The sequence below is a fragment of the Burkholderia sp. SIMBA_051 genome, from assembly GCF_046534915.1.
Taxonomy (GTDB): Bacteria; Pseudomonadota; Gammaproteobacteria; order Burkholderiales; family Burkholderiaceae; genus Burkholderia; species Burkholderia ambifaria.
Genome location: NZ_JAWRXS010000009.1, coordinates 194,118 through 213,053 on the forward strand (window position 1 = coordinate 194,118; position 18,936 = coordinate 213,053).

Annotated in this window: 16 protein-coding genes; 7 read left to right on the forward strand and 9 right to left on the reverse strand. The window is 67.4% G+C overall.

Annotation, left to right across the window (positions count from 1 at the left end; translation table 11 throughout):
* The first annotated feature begins 60 nt into the window (after positions 1-60).
* Entirely contained in the window at positions 61-966 is a 906-nt protein-coding gene (locus SB771_RS22920) for an HTH-type transcriptional regulator ArgP (RefSeq protein WP_175660014.1), read from the forward strand.
* 159 nt (positions 967-1,125) lie between these two features.
* Complete coding sequence (locus SB771_RS22925; RefSeq protein WP_006750651.1) at positions 1,126-1,338, forward strand: DUF1059 domain-containing protein; 213 nt, start codon at positions 1,126-1,128, stop codon at positions 1,336-1,338.
* Between the two features lie 98 nt (positions 1,339-1,436).
* On the opposite strand, the gene ltaE is transcribed toward SB771_RS22925, so the two are convergent.
* A complete protein-coding gene (gene ltaE / locus SB771_RS22930) occupies positions 1,437-2,450 on the reverse strand; it encodes a low-specificity L-threonine aldolase (protein ID WP_175660013.1) in 1,014 nt (337 codons plus the stop codon).
* Positions 2,451-2,835: 385 nt separating this feature from the next.
* On the opposite strand from ltaE, the gene SB771_RS22935 reads away from it, so the two are divergent.
* Genes SB771_RS22935 through SB771_RS22945 form a run of 3 tightly spaced genes read left to right on the forward strand, consistent with a single transcriptional unit; the run spans position 2,836 to position 5,481 of the window.
* Entirely contained in the window at positions 2,836-4,257 is a 1,422-nt protein-coding gene (locus tag SB771_RS22935) for a cytochrome ubiquinol oxidase subunit I (RefSeq protein ID WP_011659764.1), read from the forward strand.
* A 29-nt stretch (positions 4,258-4,286) separates the two neighbouring features.
* Entirely contained in the window at positions 4,287-5,294 is a 1,008-nt protein-coding gene (cydB, locus tag SB771_RS22940; protein WP_105830580.1) for a cytochrome d ubiquinol oxidase subunit II, read from the forward strand.
* The gene (locus SB771_RS22945) at positions 5,266-5,481 is read left to right on the forward strand and encodes a hypothetical protein (protein ID WP_175660012.1); all 216 of its coding nucleotides are present in this window, start codon (positions 5,266-5,268) and stop codon (positions 5,479-5,481) included. Before cydB ends, SB771_RS22945 begins: the two co-directional genes overlap by 29 nt.
* A gap of 131 nt (positions 5,482-5,612) precedes the next feature.
* Here the strand turns inward: SB771_RS22945 and SB771_RS22950 are convergent, their stop codons facing one another.
* Together SB771_RS22950 and SB771_RS22955 are read right to left on the reverse strand one after the other, a co-directional pair.
* Positions 5,613-5,807 (reverse strand): YqaE/Pmp3 family membrane protein, encoded by a 195-nt coding sequence (locus tag SB771_RS22950; RefSeq protein WP_011659768.1) that lies wholly within the window; start codon positions 5,805-5,807, stop codon positions 5,613-5,615.
* 156 nt (positions 5,808-5,963) lie between these two features.
* On the reverse strand, positions 5,964-7,640 hold the full coding sequence (locus SB771_RS22955) for an alkaline phosphatase family protein (RefSeq protein ID WP_175660011.1): 1,677 nt from the start codon (positions 7,638-7,640) through the stop codon (positions 5,964-5,966).
* 252 nt (positions 7,641-7,892) lie between these two features.
* Here SB771_RS22955 and SB771_RS22960 point away from each other — a divergent pair, with 252 nt between their 5' ends.
* Positions 7,893-8,114, forward strand: coding sequence for a hypothetical protein (locus SB771_RS22960; RefSeq protein WP_011659770.1), 222 nt, complete (start codon positions 7,893-7,895; stop codon positions 8,112-8,114).
* 68 nt (positions 8,115-8,182) lie between these two features.
* Here SB771_RS22960 and SB771_RS22965 read toward each other — a convergent pair whose 3' ends face one another.
* Together SB771_RS22965 and SB771_RS22970 are read right to left on the reverse strand one after the other, a co-directional pair.
* Positions 8,183-11,989, reverse strand: a complete 3,807-nt coding sequence (locus tag SB771_RS22965; protein WP_175660010.1) for a DUF748 domain-containing protein — start codon at positions 11,987-11,989, stop codon at positions 8,183-8,185.
* A gap of 151 nt (positions 11,990-12,140) precedes the next feature.
* Positions 12,141-13,580 (reverse strand): DUF1254 domain-containing protein, encoded by a 1,440-nt coding sequence (locus SB771_RS22970; RefSeq protein WP_175660009.1) that lies wholly within the window; start codon positions 13,578-13,580, stop codon positions 12,141-12,143.
* A gap of 381 nt (positions 13,581-13,961) precedes the next feature.
* On the opposite strand from SB771_RS22970, the gene SB771_RS22975 reads away from it, so the two are divergent.
* Positions 13,962-16,961, forward strand: coding sequence for a heavy metal translocating P-type ATPase (locus SB771_RS22975; RefSeq protein WP_410721817.1), 3,000 nt, complete (start codon positions 13,962-13,964; stop codon positions 16,959-16,961).
* Positions 16,962-17,015: 54 nt separating this feature from the next.
* Here the strand turns inward: SB771_RS22975 and SB771_RS22980 are convergent, their stop codons facing one another.
* The 4 genes from SB771_RS22980 to SB771_RS22995 form a co-directional block, all read right to left on the reverse strand.
* Positions 17,016-17,252 (reverse strand): hypothetical protein, encoded by a 237-nt coding sequence (locus SB771_RS22980; RefSeq protein ID WP_175660007.1) that lies wholly within the window; start codon positions 17,250-17,252, stop codon positions 17,016-17,018.
* Between the two features lies 1 nt (position 17,253).
* Entirely contained in the window at positions 17,254-17,739 is a 486-nt protein-coding gene (locus SB771_RS22985) for a tlde1 domain-containing protein (RefSeq protein WP_175660006.1), read from the reverse strand.
* A gap of 228 nt (positions 17,740-17,967) precedes the next feature.
* The gene (locus tag SB771_RS22990) at positions 17,968-18,447 is read right to left on the reverse strand and encodes a GNAT family N-acetyltransferase (RefSeq protein WP_175660005.1); all 480 of its coding nucleotides are present in this window, start codon (positions 18,445-18,447) and stop codon (positions 17,968-17,970) included.
* 183 nt (positions 18,448-18,630) lie between these two features.
* Positions 18,631-18,786, reverse strand: coding sequence for a hypothetical protein (locus SB771_RS22995; protein WP_006761860.1), 156 nt, complete (start codon positions 18,784-18,786; stop codon positions 18,631-18,633).
* Between the last annotated feature and the right edge of the window lie 150 nt (positions 18,787-18,936).

Here is an 18,936-nt window from a genome sequence, read left to right on the forward strand (position 1 = left end):
CCATAGCCCCTAAGGCTTTATCAATTTATGCAGCACAATCTGTCTCATGCAACCCAGTACATGTCTCTGACGATCGATCCAAAGCAAGCCGCCGCGCTGCTGGCCGTCGCCGACACCGGCAGCTTCGAGCAGGCCGCCGTGCGCCTGCACGTGACCGCATCCGCCGTCACGCAGCGGGTCCGCGCGCTGGAGGCGAGCCTCGGCACGCCGCTCGTGCTGCGCACGCGGCCGTGCCGCCCCACGGTGGCCGGGCAACGCGTGCTACAGCACCTGCGCCGCGTCGCGCTGCTGCAGGCCGACCTGCAAAGCACGCTCGCGACCGAGCGCGAATCGCCGATCTCCGTCACGATCGCGCTGAACTCCGACAGCCTCGGCACGTGGTTCCTCCCCGCGCTGACTTCGGTGCTCGCGGGCGAGCGCATCCTGTTCGAGCTGATCGTCGAGGACCAGGACCACACGTTCGCGCTGCTCGAAAGCGGGATGGCCGTCGGCTGCGTGACGACCGAGCCGAAGCCGATGCGCGGCTGCGTCGCGACGCCGCTCGGCACGATGCGCTACCGGCTGCTCGCACTCGCCGCGTTCGCGGGGCGGTGGTTTCCGCGCGGCCTGAACCGCACGAGCGCGCGCGATGCGCCGGTCGTCGCGTATTCGCGGCGCGACACGCTGCAGTCCGCGTTCCTGAAGGAGAAGTTCGGGTTGCCCGAAGGCGCGTATCCGTGCCATTACGTGCCGGGCACGCACGCGCATTTCGCGGCGGTGCGGCACGGGCTCGGCTACGCGATGGTGCCGGAGCCGCTGCTCGGCGGCGCACCGCTCGATGCACAGGGGCTCGTCGATCTTGCACCCATGCATCCGACCGACGTCACGCTGTACTGGCATGCGTGGGCGGTGCAGTCGCCGACGATGGCGTCGCTGTCCGCACGGGTGGTCGAAGCGGCGCGCCGGCTGCTCGCGCCGCTGCCGTGACGAGCCGGTAAGCGACAGCGTCGGCGCGGCACCTGGTGCGGTATACACGGCGGCGAGGAACCCCGCCGCGCCGCCTATACTTTTTCCATCGGCCTCGCGAACGCGCCGCGCGGCCGATCAGGCCAATCCGGCCGCTCGCTTTCCCGTGAGGAGAACATCATGTCCCGCCGCTATATCGATTGCCGCGACTTTCCCAGCGCGATGAACTGCTCGGTCGCGATTTCCGCCGACTCCGACAACGAACTGCTGGAGGCCGCCGTCCAACATGCGGTCTCGGTGCACCAGCACGCCGACAGCCCCGAACTGCGCACGCAGTTGAAAGCGCTGTTCCGCGACGGCACGCCGCCCGTCGATGCGCCCCGGCAAGCGTAATCCGCCGGCACGACACATTCGACGGACAGCTTGCAACGTCATTCCCCTGCTTCGCGCCACATCGCGCCGGCGCTCCCCGCCGGCCGGCGCATTCCACTTTACGCGCGACGCTGCGCGAAATACGCGCCGACCGCGTCGATGAAGGTGTCGATGTCCGCGCGCGACACGTCGCAGTGCGTGACGAAGCGCGACGCGTACAGCATCTGCGTGAGGATCCCGCGCGCCTTGAGCCACGCCTCGAGCGGCGCGCAATCGGCTTCCGGAAATTGCGCGAACACCATATTCGTCGCGTGCGACAGCACCTTCACTTGCTCGATGCGCGCGAGCCCCGCCGCGAGATGCGCGGCGTTCGCGTGATCGTCGGCCAGCCGTTCGACGTTGTGCTCGAGCGCATACAGGCAGGCCGCCGCGAGGATGCCCGACTGCCGCATCCCGCCACCCAGCACCTTGCGCCAGCGCTGCGCGCGCTCGATCAGCGCGCGACTGCCGACCAGCACCGAGCCGACCGGCGCGCCGAGCCCTTTCGAGAAGCAGATCGACACGGTATCGAACGGTGCGCACAGTTCCGCGATCGGACGACCCGATGCGACGGCGGCATTGCACACGCGCGCACCGTCGAGGTGCGCGGCCAGCCCGCGGCTGCGCGCGAACGCGACGGCTTCCCGGACATAGCCTTCCGGCAACACGAGGCCGCCGATCGTGTTTTCGAGCGCGAGCAGGCGCGTGCGGGCGAAGTGGTTGTCGAGCGGCTTGATCGCCGCGGCGATCTTCGCGAGCGGCAGCGTGCCGTCCGGCGCGTTCTCGATCGGCTGCGGCTGGATGCTGCCGAGCACGGCCGCGCCGCCGCCTTCGTACTTGTAGGTGTGGGCGAGCTGGCCGACGATGTATTCGTCGCCGCGTTCGCAATGGGCCATCAGCGCGGCAAGATTGCTCTGCGTGCCGCTCGGGAAGAACAGGCCGGCTTCCTTGCCGGCCCGCTCGGCCGTGACCGCCTGCAGGCGGAGCACGGTCGGGTCGTCGCCCCATACGTCGTCGCCCACTTCGGCGGCAGTCATCGCGGCCAGCATCGCCTGGCTCGGACGTGTCACGGTATCGCTGCGTAAATCGATCATTGTCGTGCCCTGAGTGAACGCGGACCGGAACCGATGCGCCCGGCCCTGCCGAAACGAGACTCAGAGTGTACGCAATTCACCCAGCGGCTGCCGACGGCAAGCGCACCGCGATCCCGCATGCACGCAGTCGTTCCGATGATGCGACGCGCCATATTGACGCACGTGCGGCAGACCGCCACGCCGCGGCCGCCCGCAGTGCGAACGACCTTCTTGATACGAATCAACGATTTATGCCGGATTCGCGCGCGGCGGGCTGGACATCTGCGACGAGTTGGCGCATTTCGCGGCGCAACATCGCGATCCATACTCCAGCCAACCCCGACGCCGGTTCGGCCGGGGTCCGCCGGCACCCGCCGGCGGGTATCGTCAGCCTCGGTCAACTGGTATGGACTCCGCTCTTTCGGCCCTCGATCTGGCCCGCCTGCAATTCGCGTTCACCGTCTCCTTTCACATCGTCTTCCCGGCGCTGAGCATCGGCCTCGCCAGCTTCATCGCCGTGCTCGAGTATCGCTGGCTCAGGACCGGCAAGCAGTACTACAAGACACTCTGCCTGTTCTGGTCGAAGATCTTCGCGGTCGCGTTCGGGATGGGCGTCGTCTCCGGCGTCGTCATGAGCTATCAGTTCGGCACCAACTGGTCGGGCTTCTCGAGCTTCGCCGGCGCCGTCACCGGCCCGCTGCTGATGTACGAGGTGATGACCGCGTTCTTCCTCGAAGCCGGCTTCCTCGGCATCATGCTGTTCGGCTGGAATCGCGTGAGCCCGCGCGCACACTTCGGCGCGACGCTGATGGTCGCGATCGGCACGCTGATCTCGACGTTCTGGATCCTCGCGTCGAACAGCTGGATGCAGACGCCGCAGGGCTTCGAGATCGTCGACGGCCGCGTCGTGCCGACCGACTGGTTCGCGATCATCTTCAACCCGTCGTTCCCGTACCGCCTGTTCCACATGGCGATCGCCGCGTTCATCGTCGCCGCATTGGTCGTCGCCGCGACGGGCGCATGGCACCTGCTGAAGGGCCGCCGCGACAAGGGCGTGAAGAAGATGTTCTCGATGGCGCTGTGGCTGCTGCTGGTGCTCGCGCCGCTGCAGGCCGTGATCGGCGATCAGCACGGCATCAACACGCTGAAGCACCAGCCCGCGAAGATCGCCGCGATCGAAGGGCTGTGGGAGACCGAAAAGGGCGGCACCGCGCTCAACCTGTTCGGCATTCCGGACATGAAGGCCGAAACGACCCGCTACGCGGTGAAAGTGCCGCACCTCGGCAGCCTGATCCTCACGCACAGCTGGGACGGCGAGATCCGCGGGTTGAAGGATTTCCCGCCTGAAGACCGCCCGAATTCGACGGTCGTGTTCTGGAGCTTCCGGATCATGGTCGGCCTCGGCTTCGCGATGATCGGCCTCGCCGCGCTCGCGTGGCTGCTGCGCCGCCGCGGCACCCTGTATGAATCGAAGTGGTTCCAGCGCTTCGCGCTCGTGATGGGCCCGACCGGTTTCGTGTCGCTGCTCGCGGGCTGGGTGACGACCGAAGCAGGCCGCCAGCCGTGGGTCGTGTATGGCGTGATGCGCACCGCGAAGGCCGTCTCGCCGCTGTCGGTGCAGCAGGTCAGCCTGTCGATGATGACGTTCGTGATCGTGTACTTCCTCGTGTTCGGCACCGGCGTGTACTACATGCTGAAGCTGATGAAGGCCGGCCCCGCGCTGCCCGATGCCCCGCACGACGCGGATCACGACAGGCCCGACACGCGCCTCGATCACACCGCGCGCCGCCCGATGTCGGCTGTCGACGAGCTGATCGAGACCGTCTGAGCCCACCCCTTTCGCAAACGAGAAAACCTATGGACGTCACCGTAATCTGGGCCGCGATCATCGCGTTGGGGCTCTTCATGTACGTCGTGCTCGACGGCTTCGACCTCGGCATCGGCATCGTCTTCCCGTTCTTTCCGGACGAGAAGGAACGCGACCTGATGATGAACACCGTCGCGCCCGTGTGGGACGGCAACGAGACGTGGCTCGTGCTCGGCGGCGCCGGGCTGTTCGCGGTGTTTCCGATCGTCTATTCGACGGTGCTGTCGGCGCTGTACCTGCCGCTGATCTTCATGCTGGTGTGCCTGATCTTCCGCGGCGTGTCGTTCGAGATCCGCGCGAAGGCGCGGCGCACGAAGCAGCTGTGGGATCTCGCGTTCATCGGCGGCTCGGCCGGCGCGACGCTGTTCCAGGGGATCGCGCTCGGCGCGTTCCTGCAGGGTATCAACGTGAAGGACGGCGTGTTCGCGGGCGACGCATTCGACTGGCTCACGCCGTTCAGCCTGCTGACGGGTCTCGGCCTGATCGTCACGTACGCGCTGCTCGGCTGCTGCTGGCTCGTCGCGAAAACGGAGGGCGATCTGCAACGGCGCCTGCATCGCGTCGTGTGGCCGCTGACCGTCGTGCTGCTCGGCTTCATCGCCGTTATCAGCCTGTGGACGCCGCTGCAGGATCCGGCCATCGCGCAGCGCTGGTTCGATTCGGGGCTGTTCTGGCGCCTGCTGCCGGTGCCGTTCCTGGTCGCCGGGTGCGCGGTGTGGATGCGTCGCGCGGTGCGCGCGCGGCACGACATGACGCCGTTCATGCTCGCGCTGGCGCTCGTGCTGCTCGGCTATGTCGGCCTGCTCGTCACGATGTTCCCATATGCGATTCCGCAGACGATGACGATCTGGGAAGCGGCGGCGCCGCGTTCGAGCCAGACCTTCACGCTGGTCGGCGCAGCGGTTATCCTCCCGATCATCATCGCCTACACGACGATGGGTTATTGGGTATTCCGAGGCAAGGTGCGCCATGAAGACCAGCATTACTACCACCACTGATTCCGCCGCTCATTCCGCCGCTCATTCCGCCGCTCATTCCGCCGCGCGGCAGCCCGACGCGCCGCGGCCGCGGATGCGCGGCTGGATGTGGTTCGTCGTTCTGTGGGCGGGCGGCGTGATCGGCGCCGTCACGCTCGGCTATGCGTTCAAGATCTTCATGAACCTGACCCTGTTTGCGGTGAAGTAAGCCGGCCGGCCGCTTCGATCGAACGACGATCGAGGCGGCCGTTTTCATTTCGTCGGCCGATTTGCCGATTTGCCGACCCGTCCGATTTCGCCGCGTCCGCCCGGCATGCGGCACCGCGGCCCTCCTCCCGCCTACCGCCGCCCGCCCAACGCCGCTTCGATCTTGCGGTCGGTCTTGTACTGGCTCAACGCATACACCGACCAGATCGCGGCGGGCAGCCAGCCGATGATCGTGATCTGCAGCAGCAGACAGATGATCCCGGCGATCGGGCGGCCGATCGTGAAGAACTGGAACCACGGCAACAGCAGGGCAAGCAAAAGGCGCATCGGGAATCCTCCGGGGGCGTCGTTGAAAGTTCAGGCGCAGACAATATGACGGGCCGCGCCTCCCATTTCAAGTCCGAAGCGGCACTCGCCTGCCGACGCAGCGGGCGATCGGTGTAGCGCCGGACGCCGCCTGCCGGCGGCCTTCGGCATGCCGCATCAACGCCCGATACCCAGCCCCGGCAACACGTGCGTGTTCTCCGCCACGACTGCATTCAGCAAACGCGGCTCAGCACCGAGCAGCCCGAGGATCGTCGGCGCGACCTGCTTCGTGCCGACCAGATCGCTCACCGTGCGCGCGCGATGGAGGCCCGGATACGACACGAGCAGCCCGAGGTGGCTGTCGTCCGGCGCGTTGCCGCCGTGCTCCTCGTCCTTCTTCGTGCTCGACGTGTAGATCACGCCCGGATTCGGCTGGACGATGATGTCCGGCGTACGGCCGTTGGCCGGATCGCCGAACCGGTCGGCCAGCGCCGCGCCGTACAGGATGGTCGCCTGAGCGCCGTCGGCACAGATCCCCGGCGCGTTGCAGCCGAGGTTCGCCTTCAGCGTCTGCACCACGGCCGTGCGCTGGCTGCGATCGCGCAGCCAGATCAGGCCGACGTCGTCGGTCTGCACCAGGCCCGTGCCGACCAGGCCCGAACCGTCGTTCGGGTTGCCCGTCGTCGTGTTGTTCTGGCCGAAGTTGCCGTTCGGGTCGATGTAGTTGTTCGCTTCGAGCAGCTTCGTCAGCGTGTCGCCGTTCTTCACGAGCTTCGTGTGATCGGTCGGCGACTGGCCGTGCTTCGCCGTGACGATCACCGCCGTCGACGAATACAGGTTGGCCTGCTTCAGCGCCGCGACGACATGGCCAATCGAGTTGTCGACGTACGTGATGGCGTTCGCGACCTGCCCGTTCGGCGTGAAGTTCGCATCGAGGTAGCCACCGCCCTTCGTCACCGGCGCCTTCTGCGCGACGCTCAGCGTCTGGAAGTCGGCGCCGAACAGCGTCGGCACCGGCGCGCTCTTGGTGCCCGTCGAGTCACGGCCGTTGATCTGGTTGATCAGCGCCTGCACGTGCAGGTTGTCGAATTGCGCGGTATGCGAATAGACGTCCGTATAGGCCGTTTGCGTCGCCGGATCGATCGAGTTGATCTCGGTGCGCATCAGGTCGTCGACGCCCTTGCCCGACGGGCCGTTCACCCAGTCGTAGCCCCACGCGTGCTTGTCGGCCCACGCGGTGTACGCATTCGGCACGCCGGCCTTCACGGCTTCGAACACCGTGTTGGTCTTCACGTAGTTGTGCGGATACACCGGCACGCACTTGCCGTCGACCTTCGCATTCGGGATCGCCTGCGGGTTGAACGCGCCGCCGCCGTCGAGATGCACGAGCGCGCCACCGTTGAATGCGTCGATGCCGGTCGTCTCGTCGAACACGACGTTCCAGCCCTGCTTGCCCGAGCAGGTCGTGTCGCCCGGTGCGTACAGGTTGCGGTCGTACGACACGTCGTAGAACAGGCCGGCCGTCTTCGGCGAGCCGCCCGTCACGAGCGCCGCGAGGCCCGGGAACGAGTCCGACAGGCCCGGCGTATATGCGTTCGTGTACGTGACGCCGCTTTGCGCGAGCACCGCGATGTTCGGGCACGTATTCGCGCCGACGCAGCGCGCGAGATCCTGCTCGTGCAGGCCGTCGACGCTGATCAGCAGCACGTGCTTCACGACCCGGCGCGCGTGGCCGGCGCTCTCGCCTTGGCCGTTGCCGTCCTGCTGCGCCGCGTAGGCGCCCACGCTTGCGAACGCCAGCGCGCCCGCCACCATCACCGCCATGTTTCGTTGTTTAGCGAACCTGGAAATCATCACCCCACCTCATCGATTGACGTTGAACCGCATGACTTGCCGACAAGCGCGCCAAATATCGGCGCGTCGTGCGGCGGTCGCATGAAGCGGGGCTTTCTGTTCTCTATCAAACGTAACCAATCGCAATTGACATCGCGCAGTCGCAATGTGGTGCGTGCCCGGGCCCGGCCGGTTGCGGCCGTATTTTTTTCCCGGTTGGCGCACGACTATTGGCGTGCGATAAAGGGTTTTCCCCTAGCCCGGAGCACGCGTATGTCGACCCTGGAAGCTCTCCGGTTCGTGCTGGACGATGCACGTACCCCCGAAATCATTCGCCACCACGTCGTAGACGCGCTGCAGTACGCGCTGCGCAACTACGGACAGGTGTTCACCGCGAAGGAAATCGAATGGCTCGCGCAATGGGACGATGCCCGCCTGCCGCTGGCCGCGAAGAAGGAACTGGACAAGCGCGAACCGGCGATCGCCGCGCGCTGACGGGAAGCGCGCCGCCGCGCCCAATTACAGGTTGGACGCGGCGGCGGCGGATGAGGGAATGACGCGCGTTACTGCAGGCCGAAGTCGACGCGCGTCGTCGCGCCCTTGTCCTCGATGCCCTTCGCATCGAGCTTCGACGCCACGACGAACATCCGGCTCGAATCGATCTTGCCGTCGAGATACTGGCGCACGGCCTGCGCGCGCTGCTGCGCGAGCGCACGCAGCGCGTTATCGTCGGCCGGCGCATGATCGGCCAGCGCCTGCTTCATGTCCGCCTCGGGCAGCGTCTTCTGCAGGCCGACCAGGTTGCGCGGCTTCTTGAAGTCGGCGGCCTTGTACGCACGCGTCAGGTACTTCTCGTACTCGGTCTGATCGACCTTCACCGACATCGGATCGACGCTCTCGCCCTGGCCGATCACGTCCTTCAGCTTCTGCTGGCGCACCAGCCGGTCGACGTACGCGTCGCGCAGCCCCGGCGTGTCCTTCGCCGGATCGACGCGGCCGATCAGGTCGAGGCGGATCGACGGCTTCTCGGTCAGCATCTTCACGACGGTGTCGAGCTTCTTCTGCTGCGCGTCGGTCAGCTGGTACGAGCCCGGCGCGAACTCGACGTAGCCGAGATCCTCGCCGCCGCTGCCGCCGAACGCATTCGCGAGCAGCGAGAACGGCGACGTGACGGCCTTCGCGATCAGGTTCAGCACCGCGCGCCAGATCAGCCCGCCGACGCTGAATTCCGGATTCGACAACGAACCCGACACCGGCAGGTTCACGTCGATCTGGCCGCGCGTGTTCTTCAGCAGCGAGATCGCGAGCTTCACCGGCAGCTTCGTCGCCGTGTCGTTGTCGACGTGGTCGCCGAACGTGAGCTGGTCGATGAAGATGTGGTTGTTCGCCTGCAGCTGGTCGTTCGCGAGCTGGTAGTGCAGATCGACGTTGAGCTTGCCCTTCGTGATCGGATAGCCCGCGTACTTCGCCGAATACGGCGTCAGGTTGGTCAGCTCGATGTCGTGCGCGGTCGCCGTCAGGTCCAGCGCAGGCTTCTCGATCAGCGGATTCACCGACCCCTTGATCGAGATCGGCCCGTTGCCCTCGAGGTTCGCGGCGACGTCGACCGGTGCGGACGTCGTCGAATCCGTGCCGAACGCGCCGACGGTGCCCTTGATCGCGACGAGGTGCGCCGTGTAGTTCGGCTTGATGAAGTTGTCCGTGTACGTGACGCGGCCGTTCTGCAGCAGCAGCTCGCCGAAATGCATTCGCACCGGGTTCTGCGGCGGCGGCGCGGCCTTCACGACGACCGTCGCCGATGCGGCGGCCGGCGCGGACGCCTGCTGCGCAACCGCGGCCGATGCGGCCGAAGCGGCGGCCGGCGACGTCGCGCCCGGCGACAGCGGCACGGGCTCACCCTTGCTCGCATCGCGCGTGAGCGACTGCGCGGGGCCCGTCTCCTTCGCGACGACGTCCTTCAGGTTCAGCCGCCCCTGCGCATCGAGCAGCACGCGACCGTAGAAGTTCGTGAACGTCACGCGCGCGGCGTCGACGTCGGTGCCCTTCTCGTCGTGGTTCACCTTCAGGTTCGACAGCGCGAGCGAGCGCCAGCCCGCGAACGGATCGGACGTCGCCTTGTCGAGCATCCGCACGTCGACCAGCGCGGCATCGCCGCGATAGGTCGCGCGCGGCGTGTCCTTCACCTGCGCGAACGTCAGGTTGCCTTGCGCGTTGAGCAGCGCGCTCGCGATGGTCGCGTTCAGCGCGCTGCCGAAGTACGGCTCGAACGCGGCGGCGTCGAGACGGTTGCCGTTGATCTTCAGGCCGAGCTTCAGCGGCTGCGCGGTCACGTCGCCCGACACGCTCAGCGCGCCCTTGCGGTTCAGCGTCGCCTTCAGTTGCACCGGCAGCGGCTTCGTCATGTCGTCGCTGATCTTCTGCACCGACAGGTCGAGCGGCTTGATCGCGAGCTTCACCGGGCGCGGCGTCGACAGGTCCGTGAAGTTGGCGGCAGAGTCCTTCACGTTCAGCGCGTCGATCCGGTAATGCCACGACGGCGCGGCCGCCTCGGCCTTGCGCGCGACCGTGCGCTTGGGCACCGCCGCCTGCGCGGGTTCGGCCAGCGCGGCGAGGTCGATCTTGCCGTCCTTCAGGCGTTTCACGTCGAGCGCGAGCCCGGTCGCATCGACGCTCGCGATTTCCGCGGTGCGCGCGGCGACATCGACCTTCGCGATCTTCGCGCTCGCGTCGGGCAGCACGATCGCGGGCGCCTTTGCGTCCGGCGTCGCGACCTTCAGCGACTTCAGGCTCACCGTGCTGTCTGCCACCTGCGCGTCGAGCGGCGTCTTGCCCCAGTCGGCCTTCGCGTTGACGGTCGCGCCGAGCGTGCCGTCGAGCACGCGCGCACGGGTCGCCTCGCCGAGATACGGCTGCAGTGCCGGCAGCGCGAGCGCGTCGACCGTCAGCTTCGTGTCGGCCTGCTTCCCCGCGACGCTGAACGCGCCCTCGGCCTTCACGTCGCCGCCGTGCGACAGCGACGTCGACAGCGTGTACTTCGCCGGCGTCTTGCCCTGCAGCGTGAAGCCGTCGAGCGTCGCGGCGAGCTTCGTCAGCGACATCGCGGTCGGCGTCGCCGGCACGCGGTCGTCGACGTTGATCGTGCCGCCATCGATCGCGAAATGACGGATCGTCAGGTCGAGGGGCGGTGCTTCCTTCGCGGCGGTTTCGGCCTTCGCACCGCTCGCAGCGGCGGTGGCGGTGGCCGTCGATTCGGCGGCGCCCGACGCGGCCGGCTTGCCCGCGGCAGCCTTCGGCGCGGCGGCCGGCTGGCCGGCGAGCTTCTCGACGTTCAGCACGCCCTGCTTGTCGCGCGCCAGGTCGACGACCGGCTGGTCGAGCCGGATCTCGTCGAAATGCAGCACGTTGCGCAGCGGCTCGAGGCCGGCGGCCGCCACATGCACGCCGCGCGCGGCGAACAGCGGCTCGGACGCGCGGCCGGTGACCTTCGCGTCGTTCAGGTCGACGGTGCCCGACACGCGCAGCGTGGGCGTGTCGCCGCTCATCACGAAGTTCAGCGTGAGGTCGCTGCTCAACAGGCCGCTCGTGACGATCACCGGCAACTTCGCCGGCGCGTACGAAATCAGCTTCGGCACGTCGAGCCGGTCGAACTTCAGCGCGACTTCCGACTCGCGCGACTGCGCGAACGGCTTCGTCTTGCCGTCGATCGCGATCGGGCTGCCGTCGAACCGCGCGCGCAGCTTCGGCTGCACGAAGATGTCGGTCTTCGACGCCAGCGTCGCGATGAACGGAATGCCGAGCGTCCAGTTGTCGACCACGTGCTTTTCGTTCAGCAGGCGGTCGTCGAAGTCGATCCGGCCGTCGTTGACCTGGATGTTCGACACCGAGAACTGCGTCGGCTTGCTTTCGGGCTTGGGCGACGGCTTCGAGAACTTCTCGATCAGGTCGGTGAAGTTGAAGCGCTGCGCGTCGTAGCGGACGATATGGAAGCGCGGCGAGTCGACGCGCACTTCGTTGACGATCGGCGCGCCGCGAAACAGCGACGACCACGACGGCCGCACGACGAGCTTGTCGATGTCGATGAAGCCGCCCTGGCCGCCGCGCTCGCCGACGTGCACGCCGTCGGCTTCGAGATTCAGCGTGTACGGGTTCAGCGCGATGCGCTGGATCGTGGACGGCCGGTCGAGCTGCTGGCTCAGTTGCTGTTCGGCGATATGGCGGATCAGCGGCGGCGCCGCGAAGAACCCGAGCAGTCCGAACAAAACGATGAAGATCAGCACACCGAGGCCGATACGCCGGGCCCGGCGCGAGCGTGCAACGCCGCCGAGGGTTTGAAGGGTCGAGGGTACGGTTTCTTTCTCTGCGCTTGCCATGCTTGAATATCTCGGAAATGGATGCCGGCCGCACCGGAAAACCGGCACGGCCGCGCACGCAATCCCGAAAGTATAGGCTCAGGTGGTAATGGAACGGCGTTCGGGTGCGAGCGCCGCGCCCGCGGATCGGACAGCGGCGGCGCCTATCCGTTCATTTCCGGACGACGGCGGGCGGCATCCACGAGCCGTCGGTCGCTTGCGGCTTCGGTGCGTAGAGACGCAACGCGAGCGCGAAATCGGTGCGCGGCGCCGGCAGCCAGTTGGCCGCATGGGCGCCGCCCGACGACGCCGACACGACCACGTCGATCGAGCCGTCGTGATTGCGGCGCAGCCGGTCGCGGTCGCCCAGCGAGCGGCGCGCCGCGCCGACGTCGGGCAGCGCGCCGTTGGTGGAGTACGGTGTCAGCGTCCAGAACCCGCGCACCGGCGGCAGCGCGCCCGGCGCGAAGTGCAGCACGTAGCGGTTCGCGCCGTTCAGCGGATGGCCGTCGCTGTCGACGCGCACGAGCGCGAGCGTCTCGTCGTCACGCGTCGCGGTGCCGAACTGCGTGTAGGCCGCGTATGCGCGCAGCGCATAGTCCTGACCGTACTTGCCGGCCGCGTCGCCGATCCAGCTCCAGCCGTTCGCGTTCAGCAGGTTCGGCGGCGGCGCCGCGAGCCGCGCCCGCGCTTCGGCGACGCCGGCCGTCGCGGCGCTCAGGCGATCGCCGGTCCACAGCACCGAGTAGCCGGCCGACACGCCGATGTCGTTCAGCAGTTCCTGCGCGTGCGCGTCGTCGGCGGGTGCCGGGTTGTCCTGCAGCACCTGCGCGAAACGCGTGAAGAACGCCTTCGGGTCGAGCGCGGCGACCTGCTCGGCCGGCGTGCCGCCGCTCGCCGCTTCCGACGGCGCGCTGCCCGCATGGACCGCGACCGACGCGCCGCGCGCGCTGCCCGTATAGACGGACAGCGGCACCACGCGGATCGCCCGCTGCAGTTTCTTCACGTTCGTGAGGTCGCGCCCGCCGCTCGTCTGCAGCCGCACTTCGAGCCACGCGTTGGACGACGGCACGTCGATACGCAATGCGCCCTTCGGCAGCGTGCCCTGCCAGTCCTTCGCGGCAAAGGCAATCGTTTGCGATCGCGCGGCGCCACGCGCGCCCCGCGCCGCGACACTCGACGACGACCACAGCACGTTCGTCCACATGTCGAGCGCGCGGGCATCCCAGTAGCGGCCGCGGGTGTCGGGCAGCGTGACGATCACCGGCTCGGCGCCGACGTCGAGCCAGCCGGTCGAGTCGAGCGTGTCGACGCCCGGCAGCGGCGGGTTGAGCGCGCCGACGGGCGGCAGCGCCTGCGCGTGACGCAGCGTGTTGAGCGGCGCCTGGCCCGGCTGCGCGCCGTCGCCGCCTGTCGCGGCTTCCTTCGCGACGTCCATCAGCACGAGCGGATACGCATATATATAGGAATCGGCTACTTCGGCGCGCATCCAGCCGGTTTTCCGCTGGATCGCGTCCGGTTGCGACGCGCAGCCCGCCAGCAGCGCCGCCAGGACCAGCGACGCGCCTGCCGCGCGCCGCAGCGAAATTGATTCTCGTAGGTTTTCAATCATTGTGTACTGGCCGAATATCGTTCTTGTCAGTCAACGCCTTGTTCGACCCACGATCGGCGAAAGCAAGGCACCCCAGCCTGCCCGGTCGCCGCTTCGCTAGGCGGGCGCTGATGTCAGGCCGGTATCATAGCGCCTAAGGGCATCCCCCAATATGCCGAATAACGGGCGGAGCGGTAGTTGCGGCTTCGATATTCCCCAGGCGGCGTCCGGACGCAATGCATTGGCTGCAGCGGGGCTCCGGCAGATAAGGGTGACGGATCGGCAACCCCGGGCCGGTACACACGTCCGTGCGTTGCATCGTCGCCCCCTTGACCTTCCCATCATGGGAATGTTGATACTGAGGTCATTCGCGGCACGAACCGCGCTTTTGGGGAATCCGACATGACTGAACCACTCGCGTCCGCGGGCTTGCAAACGATCGAACTGGCCGTCGACGGCATGCATTGCGGCGGCTGCACGGGCCGCGTGCAGCGGGCACTCGCCGCGGTGCCGGGCGTCGTCGAGGCCGCGGTCGATCTCGACGCGCAGGCGGCGACGGTCACCGCGCAGGATACGGTCGAGCCCGCGCAGCTCGTCGATGCGGTCAGCGCGGCGGGCTATCGCGCGACCGTGCGCGAAGCGGCGTTCGAAACCGTCGCTGCCGCGCAGGCGGAGCACGCGCCACGCGCCGAAGCACTGCCCGCCACGCCGGCGGCGCTGCCCGCGGCAGGAGCAGGAGCAGGAGCAGGAGCTGGAGCTGGAGCTGGAGCTGGAACTGGAACTGGAACTGGAACTGGAACTGGAGCTGGAGCTGGAACTGGAGCTGGAACTGGAACTGGAACTGGAACTGGAACTGGAGCTGAGGCTGGGGCTGGGGCTGGGGCTGGGGCTGGGGCTGGGGCTGGGGCTGGGGCCACGATCGAACTCGAGATCGACGGCATGACCTGCGCGTCGTGCGTGTCGCGCGTCGAAAAGGCGCTGGCGAAGGTGCCGGGCGTCACCCGTGCGTCGGTCAACCTCGCGACCGAACGCGCGACCATCGACGCGGCACCGGACGTTCCCGCGTCGCGACTGGCCGAAGCCGTACAGCAGGCCGGCTACGGCGCGACCGCGGTCGCGGCGACGCCACCGGCGGCCGCTTCCCGCGATCTCGAATTCGAATTCGACATCGGCGGCATGACGTGCGCATCCTGCGCCGGCCGCGTCGAAAAGGCGCTGGCCGCGGTGCCGGGCGTCGCGCGCGCGTCGGTCAATCTTGCGACCGAGCGCGCATCGGTGCATGGCGCCGGCGCGCTCGACGCCACCGCGCTGATCGCGGCGGTCACGACGGCCGGCTACCGCGCATCGCTCGCCGCCGCGCCGGACGCCGCCACCGGCGGCGCAGCCGAAGTCCCCGCCGGCGACCCGGCGCAAGCCCCGGAGGCCCGCAAGCGCCGCGAAGCGATCCGCGAACGCAATCTGGTGATCGGCTCGGCCGTGCTGAGCGCACCGCTCATCGTGCCGATGCTCGTCGCGCCGTTCGGCATCGACGCGATGCTGCCCGGCTGGCTGCAGCTCGTGCTCGCGTCGATCGTCCAGTTCGGCTTCGGCGCGCGCTTCTACCGCGCCGCCTGGCACGCGGTGAAGGCACGCACCGGCAACATGGACCTGCTCGTCGCGCTCGGTACGTCGGCCGCGTTCGGCCTGAGCCTGTGGATGCTGGTGCGCGACCCCGTCGACCCGGGCCACCTGTATTTCGAGGCATCGGCCGTCATCGTCACGCTGGTGCGCTTCGGCAAATGGCTCGAAGCCCGCGCGAAACGCCAGACGACCGAGGCGATCCGCGCGCTGAACGCGCTGCGCCCCGACCGCGCGCGCGTCGTCGAGCACGGCGTCGAACGCGACGTGCCGCTCGCGCAGGTGCGCGTCGGCACGACCGTCAGCATCCGTCCCGGCGAGCGCGTGCCCGTCGACGGGCGAATCGTGTCGGGCCGCTCGCACGTCGACGAATCGCTGATCACCGGCGAAAGCCTGCCGGTGCCGAAGGACGACGGCGATCCGGTCACGGCCGGCTCGATCAACGGTGAAGGCGCGCTCGTCGTCGCAACCACCGCGATCGGCGCGGAGACGACGCTCGCACGCATCATCCGCCTCGTCGAATCCGCGCAGGCGGAAAAAGCGCCGATCCAGCGGCTCGTCGATCGCGTGAGCGAAGTGTTCGTGCCGGCGATCCTCGGCATCGCCGTGCTGACGCTGATCGGCTGGCTGATCGCCGGCGCCGGCACCGAAACGGCGATTCTCAACGCGGTCGCGGTGCTCGTCATCGCGTGCCCGTGCGCGCTCGGTCTCGCGACGCCCGCGGCGATCATGGCCGGCACCGGCGTCGCGGCGCGCCACGGCGTGCTGATCAAGGACGCGCAGGCGCTCGAACTCGCGCAACGCACGACCGTGATCGCGTTCGACAAGACCGGCACGCTGACCGAAGGCAAGCCGTCCGTGACGGCGTTCGACGCGGTCGGCATCCCACGTGAGCAAGCACTCGCTCTCGCGGCCACGGTCCAGCGGCAAAGCGATCATCCGCTCGCGCGCGCCGTGGTCGCCGCGCACGAAGCGGACGTCGTGGCCCGCGGCGGCGCCGCAGGCTCGGCCGATATCGTCGCGGCGGATGCGCGCGCGGTGGCCGGACGCGGCGTTCAAGCGCACGTCGACGGACAGCTTCTCGCGCTCGGCAGCACCCGCTGGCGCGATGAACTCGGCATCGTCGTGCCGCCGGAACTCGACGCGCGTGCCGCGGAGCTCGAACACGCGGGCAACACGATTTCGTGGCTGATGCGCGCCGATGCGCCGCGCGCGTTGCTCGCGCTGATCGCGTTCGGCGACACCGTGAAGCCCCGCGCGCGCGACGCGATCGCCGCACTGTCGGCGCGCGGCGTCGCGAGCGTGCTCGTGACGGGCGACAACCGCGGCAGCGCGGCGGCCGTCGCGGCATCGCTCGGGATCGGCGAAGTGCATGCGCAGGTGCTGCCCGACGACAAGGCGCGCGTGGTGGCCGAACTGAAGCGCACGCACGGCGGGATCGTCGCGATGGTCGGCGACGGGATCAACGACGCGCCCGCGCTCGCCGCGGCCGACGTCGGCATCGCGATGGCGACCGGCACCGACGTCGCGATGCATACGGCCGGCATCACGCTGATGCGCGGCGATCCGGCGCTCGTCGCCGATGCGATCGACATCTCGAAGCGGACGTACCGGAAGATCCAGCAGAACCTGTTCTGGGCGTTCGTCTACAACCTGATCGGCGTGCCGCTCGCGGCACTTGGCTGGCTGAACCCGGTGATCGCCGGGGCGGCGATGGCGTTTTCAAGCGTCAGCGTCGTGACGAACGCGTTGTTGCTGCGAAGGTGGAAAGGACGGGCGAGGTAACGAGAGGAGGCGCGAACGCGGGAGGAACGGCAGTTTGCCCGCTGTTTGGAAATTTTATCGGCTACGACGAATCCACAAGCAATACGCACCGATCACGACCAACATCGCTCCGTCGATGACGCCGAGAAACGGAAGCGGACTCGTCCATTTGTCCATATTGGTCGTGCGGGAGTAGTAGGGTGGACCGCCGCCGTATGCCTCGTTCAGATTGATCGCGTTGAACGCCGCAACGAACAGAATTGACATCAGCAGTGTCGCACCGATCACTATCCGCAACAGGCGTTTTCGCATGTCAGTATTGAACCGTCAGTGGAACATAACACTCGGGCATGCCCTTCGTTGCGGCTTCGATCTCGCGAACGAAATTTTCCATTCCCGAATGGAGGTTGATGCATCCGGCGGAACCGGCATGCGTGCCCCCGTGGATAAAGAATCCGCCGCGACCGAACGTCCGGGTCCCGGGCATGACGTGGATAGTCAGTCGATAATCCCCCCAGGCCGCGCGCGAAGCAAGGTTGTACCAGCGATTCTTCCACATTTGGGAAGGCTGAATCCAGTATCGACCTGATGGTATAGGACCAACATTTTCCATCTGGTGGCGAGCGCTCGAATAATCGAAACTGCCGCGATTATCGGGACGGCCGGAAACTGCAGGATAGACGCCCGTTGTATTCCCCGTCATGACCAAAAAACGCCCATCGAATCGGAGCGAAATGGAAGCGCGTGCGCAAGCGGGTACGGTCGGAATACCGCGTTCGGCAGCATACCTGTTCTCCATCGTTCGTTATCCTCGTTTATTGACGATTTGAGTGCGCCTACTTATCGGCCACCCATCATAAAAGGACAACGCTGGATTTCAGTCGCGGCACGGAATGACGCACACCGTGTTCAATGTGTTAAATCGGGCTGACGGGCCGCTCCAGAGCGCCTCGCGACTCGGGCGCGCTCCCATGTGAAAACATGTCGAACCGCAAACAGTGAACGTCCGATACTCGAATCTTCGCGGCTAGCCCGTGACAACCGGCTTGATCAGCGTCGTCGTGATCGGCGCGAAACCGCACGCCCGATACAGCGCACGTGCGGCCGTGTTGTGATTGAACACCGACAGCCCGATTTCGGTGACGCCGTGACGGCGTGCCTCGGCCTCGAGTGCATCGAGCGTGCGCGTGGCCCAGCCCTGGCGGCGCCGGGACGGGACGATGTCGAGGTCGTAGATGAACAGCGTGCGGTTCGGCCCTTCGGGCACGATCGCGTACCAGAGGTCACCGACCGTGTCGCCGGTGGCGGCGTCGATCAGCTGGACGAGGGTCTGGCCGGAGGTGAGCAGGCCGTCGGGCAGCAGCGTATCGAAGCAGGCGCGGGCGCGGCCCGCCGCGTCTTCGCTCGCGTTCTGCCCGGATGACACGAGATCGCGCGCGTAGCCGTCGATGGCGCGCGTGCGGTATGCGTGGAATTCGCCGGCCGTCATCGGCCGCATCTGCAGCATGGCCCGGGTGTCGCGAAGGAAGTCTGACTTCCAGTGTAGCGGGACGGTCGCACCGGCGCGCGATGCGGCGGTGAAAAACGGGCAGGCAATCGCGGCGAGCGCCGCGCCGAATCAGCGAATCAGCGAATCAGCGAATCAGCGAATCAGCGAATCAGCGAATCAGCGAATCAGCGAATCAGCGAATCAGCGACGGTACACGACGATCGGCGCGAAGTTCGCACGACGCATGCGATCGGCTTCGGCGCTACGCGCAGCGTACGAGTATTCCGCGTCGAGCGGCAGGTGCGGGGAGACGAACAGATCGTCGATCTTTTGCAGCAGGGCAAGAATGAAGCTCATGTGAGACTCCTGAGATAGCTCTAGGGTTTTCCCTTAGATGCACTCCATTCTAAGGGTTTTCCCTGAACTCTGCCAGCTCACCGCATCAGTTTGCCGCACCTGCGCCACGCGCTCCCCTGCCCGGCCCGTGGGGCCAAGGGTTGCAGGTAG

Coding starts and splice junctions, on each gene's coding strand:
- SB771_RS22950 (WP_011659768.1), bottom strand. CDS start 5,807: ATGCGCCTTTTGCTTGCCCTGCTGTTGCCGTGGTTCCAGTTCTTCACG.
- SB771_RS22980 (WP_175660007.1), bottom strand. CDS start 17,252: ATGCGAAAACGCCTGTTGCGGATAGTGATCGGTGCGACACTGCTGATG.
- SB771_RS22995 (WP_006761860.1), bottom strand. CDS start 18,786: ATGAGCTTCATTCTTGCCCTGCTGCAAAAGATCGACGATCTGTTCGTC.
- SB771_RS22985 (WP_175660006.1), bottom strand. CDS start 17,739: ATGGAGAACAGGTATGCTGCCGAACGCGGTATTCCGACCGTACCCGCT.
- cydB (WP_105830580.1), top strand. CDS start 4,287: ATGGACGTCACCGTAATCTGGGCCGCGATCATCGCGTTGGGGCTCTTC.
- SB771_RS22920 (WP_175660014.1), top strand. CDS start 61: ATGTCTCTGACGATCGATCCAAAGCAAGCCGCCGCGCTGCTGGCCGTC.
- SB771_RS22955 (WP_175660011.1), bottom strand. CDS start 7,640: ATGATTTCCAGGTTCGCTAAACAACGAAACATGGCGGTGATGGTGGCG.
- SB771_RS22990 (WP_175660005.1), bottom strand. CDS start 18,447: ATGCTGCAGATGCGGCCGATGACGGCCGGCGAATTCCACGCATACCGC.
- SB771_RS22960 (WP_011659770.1), top strand. CDS start 7,893: ATGTCGACCCTGGAAGCTCTCCGGTTCGTGCTGGACGATGCACGTACC.
- SB771_RS22965 (WP_175660010.1), bottom strand. CDS start 11,989: ATGGCAAGCGCAGAGAAAGAAACCGTACCCTCGACCCTTCAAACCCTC.
- SB771_RS22975 (WP_410721817.1), top strand. CDS start 13,962: ATGACTGAACCACTCGCGTCCGCGGGCTTGCAAACGATCGAACTGGCC.
- SB771_RS22945 (WP_175660012.1), top strand. CDS start 5,266: ATGAAGACCAGCATTACTACCACCACTGATTCCGCCGCTCATTCCGCC.
- SB771_RS22935 (WP_011659764.1), top strand. CDS start 2,836: ATGGACTCCGCTCTTTCGGCCCTCGATCTGGCCCGCCTGCAATTCGCG.
- SB771_RS22970 (WP_175660009.1), bottom strand. CDS start 13,580: ATGATTGAAAACCTACGAGAATCAATTTCGCTGCGGCGCGCGGCAGGC.
- SB771_RS22925 (WP_006750651.1), top strand. CDS start 1,126: ATGTCCCGCCGCTATATCGATTGCCGCGACTTTCCCAGCGCGATGAAC.
- ltaE (WP_175660013.1), bottom strand. CDS start 2,450: ATGATCGATTTACGCAGCGATACCGTGACACGTCCGAGCCAGGCGATG.